Origin of the sequence: Streptomyces sp. NPDC047072 (genome assembly GCF_040643855.1) — a bacterium.
Taxonomy (GTDB): domain Bacteria; phylum Actinomycetota; class Actinomycetes; order Streptomycetales; family Streptomycetaceae; genus Streptomyces.
In genome coordinates this window covers 1-8,452 of the sequence record NZ_JBEYVC010000283.1, presented here as the reverse complement: position 1 = coordinate 8,452, position 8,452 = coordinate 1, and the positions used below count along the sequence as shown (strand labels likewise).

General features: G+C 71.2%; 6 protein-coding genes and 1 pseudogene. 5 read left to right on the top strand and 2 right to left on the bottom strand.

The features are described from left to right. Together ABZ896_RS50785 and ABZ896_RS50780 are read left to right on the top strand one after the other, a co-directional pair. Nucleotides 1–889 (top strand): aldehyde dehydrogenase family protein (locus ABZ896_RS50785; protein WP_360945675.1); only part of this gene is annotated, 889 nt, incomplete at its 5' end. An 88-nt stretch (nucleotides 890–977) separates the two neighbouring features. After that, nucleotides 978–1,862, top strand: coding sequence for an NAD(P)-dependent oxidoreductase (locus ABZ896_RS50780; protein WP_360945672.1), 885 nt, complete (start codon nucleotides 978–980; stop codon nucleotides 1,860–1,862). 73 nt (nucleotides 1,863–1,935) lie between these two features. On the opposite strand, the gene ABZ896_RS50775 is transcribed toward ABZ896_RS50780, so the two are convergent. Both ABZ896_RS50775 and ABZ896_RS50770 read right to left on the bottom strand, forming a co-directional pair. After that, nucleotides 1,936–3,939, bottom strand: a complete 2,004-nt coding sequence (locus ABZ896_RS50775) for a non-reducing end alpha-L-arabinofuranosidase family hydrolase (RefSeq protein ID WP_360945670.1) — start codon at nucleotides 3,937–3,939, stop codon at nucleotides 1,936–1,938. 168 nt (nucleotides 3,940–4,107) lie between these two features. Further along, entirely contained in the window at nucleotides 4,108–4,908 is an 801-nt protein-coding gene (locus ABZ896_RS50770) for an IclR family transcriptional regulator (protein WP_360945667.1), read from the bottom strand. A 288-nt stretch (nucleotides 4,909–5,196) separates the two neighbouring features. Here ABZ896_RS50770 and ABZ896_RS50765 point away from each other — a divergent pair, with 288 nt between their 5' ends. From ABZ896_RS50765 to ABZ896_RS50755, 3 genes and pseudogenes are all read left to right on the top strand, one after another. Further along, nucleotides 5,197–8,040 carry a hypothetical protein gene (locus ABZ896_RS50765; RefSeq protein WP_360945664.1) on the top strand — a complete coding sequence of 948 codons (2,844 nt, stop codon included), beginning with the start codon at nucleotides 5,197–5,199 and terminating at the stop codon, nucleotides 8,038–8,040. A gap of 143 nt (nucleotides 8,041–8,183) precedes the next feature. Further along, nucleotides 8,184–8,360 carry a hypothetical protein gene (locus ABZ896_RS50760; protein ID WP_360945678.1) on the top strand — a complete coding sequence of 59 codons (177 nt, stop codon included), beginning with the start codon at nucleotides 8,184–8,186 and terminating at the stop codon, nucleotides 8,358–8,360. Next, nucleotides 8,351–8,452: pseudogene (locus tag ABZ896_RS50755) on the top strand (aminotransferase class IV); the annotation flags it as partial. The gene ABZ896_RS50760 and the pseudogene ABZ896_RS50755, both read left to right, overlap by 10 nt.

Here is an 8,452-nt window from a genome sequence, read left to right as displayed (position 1 = left end):
GTGTGGGGCGGGGTGCCGCGTCGCAACACCCGTTTCACCGGCCGTGAGTCGCTGCACATCGACCGACGCCGTGGCCGTCGTCGAGGGCGGTATCCCCGAGACCACCGCGCTGCTCGCCGAGCGGTTCGACCACATCTTCTACACCGGCAACGGCGCGGTCGGCCGGGTCGTCCTGCGTGCGGCCGCCGAGCACTTGACGCCGGTCACCCTCGAACTCGGCGGCAAGTCACCGGCGTTCGTCGACCGCGACGCCGATCTCGCCGTGGTCGCCGACCGGTTGGCGCGCGGCAAGTTCCTGAACGCCGGGCAGACCTGTGTCGCGCCCGACTACGTCCTGACCGACCCGGAGACCGCGGCCGCGCTGGAGCCGCTGCTGGCGACCGCCGTGGAGAAGCTGTACGGCGCCGACCCGGCCACCTCCGGCGAGTACGGCCGGATCATCAACGAACGCCACTTCGACCGGCTTGCCGGGTTGCTCGACTCGGGCCGCACGATCGTGGGCGGTGCGAGCGACCGTACGACCAAGTACATCGCGCCGACCGTCCTGGCGGACGTCTCACCGTCGTCCCCCGTGATGCAGGAGGAGATCTTCGGCCCGATCCTCCCGGTGGTCACGGTCCCCGACCTCGACTCCGCGATCGCCTTCATCAACGACCGCGACAAGCCGCTCGCCCTCTACGTCTTCACCGACAACGACACCACCCGCCACCGCATCGCCGCCGAAACCTCCTCCGGCGGCCTCGGCTACGGCCTCCCCCTCGCCCACCTCACCGTCTCCGACCTCCCCTTCGGCGGAGTCGGCGAAAGCGGCATGGGCAACTACCACGGCCGCTACTCCATCGAAACCTTCAGCCACCGCAAGGCGATCCTGGAGAAGCCGCTGGGTTAGGTCGTGGCTTGCCGTACTCGTCCGCGCCGCGTCCGGCAAGCTCGGACCCGGACAGTCGTATCCCCATCCCTTCGCAGGAGTTGACGTCATGACCGACAAGCTCACCGTCACTGTCCTCGGCACCGGCATCATGGGCGCCGCGATGGCCCGCAACCTCGCCCGTGCCGGGCACACCGTCCGCGCGTGGAACCGCAGCCGCGCGAAGGCGGAGCCGCTGGCGGCCGACGGGGCGCACATCGCGGACACGCCCGCCGAGGCGGTCGAGGGCGCGGACGTGGTCCTGACCATCCTGTACGACGGTCCCGCGGCCCTGGACGTCATGCGGCAGGCGGCCCCCGCACTGCGCCCCGGCACCGCGTGGGTGCAGTCGACCACCGCCGGGGTCGAGGCGATCGCCGACCTGGCGGCCTTCGCCGACGAGCAGGGCCTGACCTTCTTCGACGCACCCGTCCTCGGGACCCGACAGCCCGCCGAGGCAGGGCAGTTGCTGGTGCTCGCCGCCGGACCGTCCGACGGCCGCGGCGCCGTGGCCCCCGTCTTCGACGCCATCGGCGCGCGCACGGTGTGGACCGGCGAGGACGGTGGCGAGGGCAGCGCCACCCGTCTGAAGCTGGTCGCCAACAGCTGGGTGCTGTCCGTGACCAACGCGGCGGGCGAGGTGCTGGCCCTCGCCAAGGCGCTGGGCGTGGAGCCGCAGCACTTCTTCGACGCGATCGACGGCGGACCGCTGGACATGGGCTACCTGCGCGCCAAGACCGGCCTGGTCCTCAACGAGCAGCTCTCGCCCGCCTCCTTCGCGGTCTCCACCGCCGCCAAGGACGCCCGTCTGATCGTGCAGGCCGGCGAGATCAACGGCGTGCGCCTCGACGTGGCCGCGGCGAGCGCCGAGCGCTTCGAGCGCGCTGCCGCCCAGGGACACGGCGACGAGGACATGGCCGCCGCCTACTTCGCGAGCTTCGACGAGAAGGCCTGAGCGCCAGACGAAGAGCCGACCATCGGGGCCCGGTCCCCTCATGATGCGGGACCGGGCCCCATCAACCCCTCTGTCAGCAGGCCGAGTTGGTCTGCGTCAGCAGCGCCAGCCGCCACGGCAGACTGTTGTAGTCACCGCCCGCGTTCGGATCCTTGCCCTGGTACAGGTACTGGAGACGGCAGGCCGGGATCGTGAGCGTCTGGTCGTACCCGGCGCGGATCATCTCGCCGTGACTGATGTCCTTGGTCCAACTGCCTGCGGGGAAGCCGACGTTGCTGGCCCGGGCGAACGGATTGCTCTCACTGGCCGCGAGCTGCGTCCAGGAACCGGCGATGCTGCTCGACGTCCACGAGCGGAAGTAGCGCCGCCCGTCCGACCCGATCGCCTCCACCAACAGCAGGTACTGGTTGCCGCCCTGGACCTTGTACACGTTGCTCGCCTCGAACAGCGCGTATTTGTTGGAGTCCTGCGCCGCGATCACCGTGTTGGTGAAGCCGTTCGGGAACTGTCCGAGCGTCGTCTGCGAGCGGTACAGATGACCGTTGTCGTCCGAGGAGAACAGATAGCAGTTGGCGCTGTCGCAGATCACCCACATGTCGACCCAGTAACCGCCGCCGATGTTCTGCTTGATGATGTCCGGCATCGCCGAGTAGAAGTTCCGCGGCGCGCTCCACCCGTTCGGGTTGGAGATGTCGCTGTTCGTCGAGTAGGACGCGTTGCCGGTCTGGTAGACGAGGTACCAGGTGTTCTGCGGCGCGAAGTAGAACACCTGCGGCGCCGCCCGGTAACCGGCCCCGATCGCGCTGCGGTCGAGGTAGTAGTGCGTGGCCGAGGCCGCCTGCGACCAGTCGGTGAAGCTCAGGTACACCAGGCCGTACCCCGAGGCGCTCGCCACGCTCGCGAACACGTGGTACTTGCCGTTGTAGTACACGACCGAGGGATCCTTCAGCCCCGCGATGGTGTGCGTGGAGTCCGACTTCGGGGACATCAGGACCCCGCTGGAGCTCCAGCTGTAACTACCGGGCAGCGCGGCCGCGTTCGCCGAACCACGAACCGCCGCCACCGGAGTTCCGCCCATCGCGGTCAGCGTCGCGTTGTACGCCGCCTTCTTGTTGCCGTTCGCGTCGAACAGCAGCGGGCTCTCCGAGGCGCGCCAGGAGTCGCTGTCCCGGATGCCCCACACGGTGATGCCGGTGCAGCGCGAGACGTTCAGGCACGCCCGGACCGTGTTCGCGTACGCGGTCGACGGCGCCTGCGCGATGTCCAGCTCGGTGATCTGCACGTCCACGCCGAGCGCCGCGAAACTCGACAGTGTCGTCTGGAAGTTGGACGGGGGACCGCTGCTGCCGAAGTGGGCCTGGAACCCGACGCAGTCGATGGGCACGCCCCGCGCTTTGAAGTCCTGGACCATGCGGTAGACCGCCTGGGTCTTCGCCGCGGTCCAGTTCTCGATGTTGTAGTCGTTGTAGCAGAGCTTGGCCGCCGGGTCGGCCGTCCGGGCGGTGCGGAAGGCCTGCTCGATGTAGCCGTTGCCCAGGACGTTCTGGAACACCGTGGCCCGGCGCGCGCCGCTGGTGCCGTCGGCGAACGCCTCGTTGACCACGTCCCAGGCGTAGACGCGACCCTTGTAGTGGTTCATGACCTGGGTGATGTGGTTGTTCATCACGCTGCTCAGCGTGGCCGCGTCGGTGGTGGAGCTGACCCAGCTGGGCAGTTGGGAGTGCCAGACCAGGGTGTGGCCGCGCAGCCGCTGCCCGTGGGCGGCCGCATGGCTCGCGATCTGGTCCGCGGGACCGAAGTTGAACGAGCCGCGGGACGGCTCGGTGGTGTCCCACTTCATCTCGTTCTCGGGCGTGACCGAGTTGAACTCGCGGTCCAGGATCGTCGCGTACGTCGAGTTGCCCAGCTTTCCGGCGGCCACGGCGGCGCCGAAGTACCGCCCGGACTGGGCCGCCTGGGCGCCCAGAGTCGAGGCCTGGATCGTGACGTCGGGGACGGCCGTCGCGGTTCCGGTGGCCACCAGTGCGGTGGCGGCCACCAGCCCCAGGAGGGCGGCGCGGCGGGGGAGAAGGTTCATGACTCTCCTCGTACGGATGTGGGGGTGCGGGAGGTCATGGGAGTGGGAGCGCTCCCATAGTCGAGCGAGTTGGATGATAGGGATCCCACGGGAAGCGTCAATACCTCGCGCACCGCCCGGCCGACGACCGGACGGCACGCTCACGGGTCACTCGGGCGCCGCGTCGGCTCAGGCGTCGCTGCTCAGCGGATGGCTGAAGCCCTGGCCGGAGACGATCCGGGCGCCCTGGCCGAGTTCGGTGGCGAAGCGCTCGACGGCCTCGTAGGGGAAGCGGTGGCTGGGGCCGCTCAGGGAGAGCGAGGCGGCGACCCTGCCGGTGCGGCCGGTCACCGGGACCGCGACGGCGGTGAGCCCCTCGTCGAACTCACTGCTGCTGACCGCGTACCCGCGCTCGGCCGCCTCCGCCGCCCAGGCCCGCAGCTGCTCGACGTGGCCCACGCCCTGCGGGGAGGTGGACGCGACCCTGCGCAGCAGCTCCTCGGAGGCGTCGCGCAGCAGGATCTTCGAGGAAGCGCCGGCCCACAGGGGCTGCTCGTCGCCCACGTCGACGACATGGCGCAGCGGGTGCGGGCTCTCCTCGTGGGCCACGCAGATGCGGTGCACGCCCCGGGCGACGAAGAGGTTCACCGTCTCGCCGAGCCGGTCGGCGAGGTCCCGCATCACCTTGCGGGTCTCCTGGGGCACCTCCCACTGGCCGCGGGCGAGATACGCCCACCGCCACAGGGCGGGCCCCGCGGTGTAGCCGGAGGTGTGCGGGCTGAGCAGCCCGGTCTCCTCCAGGGTCTGCACCAGGCGCAGCGCGGTCGTCTTGGCGAGCCCGGTCGCCTCGGTGACCTCCCGCAGCGTGATCACCGGCCGGTCCTCCCGGAGGAGGGCGAGGATGTCGAAGGCGCGGCGCACACTGCGCACGCCGGTGGCCTGCTGGTCGGGCTCGCGGTCGCCGTCCGCCCGTCCCTGTTCCTCGCTCACTCGCCGCCTCCTCGCGTCCCCGGGCGCGTCGACCGCCCGGTGCTGGTCCGACCGTAGTCCGCTCCGTGGACCATGAACAACGCGCATCGATGCGAGTGTCTCCCGATCGCACCGCGGAGCGGTCCGGAAGATCTGCAGGACGGACCCCATAGAGCATCTGCGCGCCGGGTTCCTCCGTCATGTGCCGCAGGCACCCGTGCGAGTGAAGCCTTTCGCGTCGGCTCCCCGGCGTGCATGGCCGCGCTCTAGCTTCCCGTCCAACAAAACGCGGGGAGCACGGGAGGCCGCATGGAGACATGGGGACAGGGCGACACGGACTACGCGCCGAACATCGCGACGGACCGGGTGGCAAGGCTCTGCACCGAACTGATCACCCGCTTCCATCCGCTGCGCTCGCCGATGCCGCTGGTGGTCCTGCGCGCCACCCCCGATCCGGACCAGGCGGCCGCGGACGAGGCGGTGTCCAAGGGCGTGGAGTTCATCCGGGAGACCTCCCAGCGCCGCGGACTGCGCTGCCGGGTGGTGGCGGACGACCAGGACGGAGAGGACTTCCACCGGGGCCTTTCGGTCCTGCGTGAGCTGGCCGGAAAGCCCTGGAAGGACCATCGCCGGCCGCACTCCGAGCCGTACGTGTTCGCGCGCTCCGAGCTGCTGGCGGCCGTGGAGGAGGCGGCGACCGCCGACGACGAGCACTCCGTCCTGACCCGCCTGGAGCGGATGCGCTGGCGGCCCACCCCGGCTGACGGCGAGACCGGAAGCCGGCCGCAGCAGGCGCTGCGGACGGTGCTGAGCCCGGCCAACCTCGTCGGCGCGACCCTGGTCGCCGCGATCGGGGCCGCCGCCGCGACGCGCGGGTGGCTGGTGCTGGGCGCGCTGGCCGGGCTGCTGCTCGCGGTCGGGGGCAGGGCGTGGGCCCGGCAGTACGAGGGGCTGCTGCCCTGGCACGGCCGGGCCGGCCGGTGGCTGGCCACCACGACGTTCCTGGCCACCGCGACCACCTGCCCACCGGTCTGGTCGGCGTGGCGGCCGCGGCTGTCCCGGGCCACCAGGGCGGCACGGGCCGACGAGGTGGCGCAGATCTTCCACCGGGCGATCGCCGGGCCCGAGGGCGACGAACGCGACCGGGCCCGCCAGTTCTACCTCCAACTGCGCGCCCTGGCCCTGCTGGACGACCTGCGCTCCAACTTCCGGACCCGGCCCGTGGGCCGTGCCCGACGTCATGTGACGCCACCGGTCGTGTTCATCCCCCGGGCCACCCGCCGCAACGGCGGGATCGTCCTGCTGAGGGTCATCAGCGACGTACGCAGCCGCCGCAGTGAGCTGGACCCGCTGCTCGTCGTCGCCGGGCTGGCCCAGGCGGACGAGGGCGAGCTCGACGCCCCCGCGGTGGTGGCACCGGCCTTCACCGGCGCGGAGATCGTCCCCGATCCGACGGCCCTGTACCGGGCCTGGGTCCGGGACCATCTGCGGATCGGCCAGTCGCCGAGCGTCGCCTCGAACCTGCCGTGGGTGCTGCCGATCCGGCTGCCCGCCGAACTGCTCACCACGACCGGAACCGAGCCGCACGACACCTCCCCGCTCGGCCCGACCCGCCGGCTCCCCGGCTCCCCGCGGCTGGTCGCCGCACTCGCCGTGCTGGCCACCCTGGGCGCGACCGGCTGGTACGTGGCCGACCGCGCCGACACCTGTCGCCCACTGCCCCTGCTGCACGCCTTCGACCGCGAGACCGTCCGGCTGAACGACACCGAGTGCTACGGCATCTCCGACGGCGGTGCGGTGTTCGGTACGGGCGGGGTGCAGCTGAACGGGGCGGTCCCCGGGGAGCCCGGCACCGGCACGGGCGTGGGCGCGGGCTGGGACCTGGAGCGCCTGATGGAGCGCATCGGGGAGGAGAACGCGCAGGCCCGATCGGCGGGGCGGCACGTCGTGATGATCTACGCGGGCGAGGTGACGGCCGAGCCGGGCGGCGATCCCGCCACCGCCCTCAACGGGCTGCGTGAACTGGCCGGCGTCTACGCCAAGCAGAAGGCGGTCAACAAGCAGAACGCCCACGGCACCGCCGAGCGGCCCAAGATCGTGCTCCTGGTGGCCAACGGCGCGCACGGCATGATCCGGCAGGGCGAGACGGTCGACACCATCGTCGACTACGTGCGGGCTCATCGCGAGGAGGTGGTGGGCGTGGTCGGACTCAGCCGGGACCGGAAGGACACCGGCGAGGCGATCGAGAAACTGCGGGCGGTGGGGCTGCCCGTCCTGGACCCGATGAACTCCGACGACGACCTCGAAGAACAACCGAACTACTTCGGTCTCGCTGCCACGAACAGCGAGGAGGCCAGGGCCTTCCGTCACGTCATCGGCATGGGGCGGGTGGCGGGGGTGCGGGCCGGCGCAAACGCCCTCGTCCTCACCCCGCCCGGTGGCGGCGATCCCTACAGTCTGCAGCAGGCCGCGGCCGCCGTGGGAGAACTGGGGCCCAGGGGCGCCCGACTGAAGGTCCGCGAGGAGAGCTACGGCAGCCTGACCGTGGCCGACCTGAAGGGACCCCTGTGCGACCGGCGCCCCGCGCTGGTCTATTTCACCGGCCGCGCCGAACAACTGGGCGATCTGGGCCGGGCCATGAAGCACGTGAGCTGTTCCCGACCGCTCAAGGTGGCCCTCCTCACCGGCGACGACATGACCAAGACCCTCGCCGTGAAGGGCCTCGACGAACTGCCGGGCTGGGCCACCCTCCACTACGCGGCGCTCGCGGCTCCGCTCAACACGCTGGGCGACTCCGAGCTGCCCGTCGACATCGCCGACGCCCTCGGCCGCAAGCAGACTCCCGCCGCCTCGGACCCCCTGTTCGAGGACGGGACGACGGCTCTGTCCTACGACGCCGCGACCCTCCTGTACGAGGCGACCCGGATCGCTCTCTCCCAACCCGGGATGGTCGCCCGGACGCTCCTGATGCAGGAGTTGCGGGGCGCCACCGGGGACTTCGATCTCTCCCCGGGACGCAAGGGCGAGCCCTGCGGACACGCCGTCGCCCTCTTCCGGGTGCCGGTGCGGGCGGGACAGAGCGACCGCCAGCCGCAGCAGATCTTCTACGGCCGACTGGACGCGAAGGGGAAGATCTGCACGGTCGGAGACTGAGGAGCGGAGGAGCGGAGGACCGGAGGAGCGGAGGGCCCGGACAGACCGCCCCTTGTTCGACCGCGGCGCGCAGCCTAGAGTGACCGTCCAGTGGACCAATAGAACCATCAAGCGGACCATCAGGATCGACCTCGGGAGCGCGCATGCGCAAGTCCATCGCCACCGTCTGCCTGAGCGGCACCCTGACCGAGAAGCTCACCGCCGCCGCACGCGCCGGCTTCGACGGCGTCGAGATCTTCGAGAACGACCTCCTGGCCAGCCCCCTCGCGCCCGAGGAGATAACCGCCCGCACGGCCGACCTGGGGCTCGGCAGGACGTGACGGCCGCGCTGCCGCGCACCGGGGAGTGGTTTCCGCGGGTCGAACTCGGCGCGGACGCCAAGGAGTTGCGGCTGCTGATACGGCAGGCACCG

Bases quoted from the DNA above. Each gene is read 5' to 3' on its own strand.
- ABZ896_RS50765 (WP_360945664.1), top strand. From the start codon at position 5,197: ATGGAGACATGGGGACAGGGCGACACGGACTACGCGCCGAACATCGCG.
- ABZ896_RS50760 (WP_360945678.1), top strand. From the start codon at position 8,184: ATGCGCAAGTCCATCGCCACCGTCTGCCTGAGCGGCACCCTGACCGAG.
- ABZ896_RS50775 (WP_360945670.1), bottom strand. From the start codon at position 3,939: ATGAACCTTCTCCCCCGCCGCGCCGCCCTCCTGGGGCTGGTGGCCGCC.
- ABZ896_RS50780 (WP_360945672.1), top strand. From the start codon at position 978: ATGACCGACAAGCTCACCGTCACTGTCCTCGGCACCGGCATCATGGGC.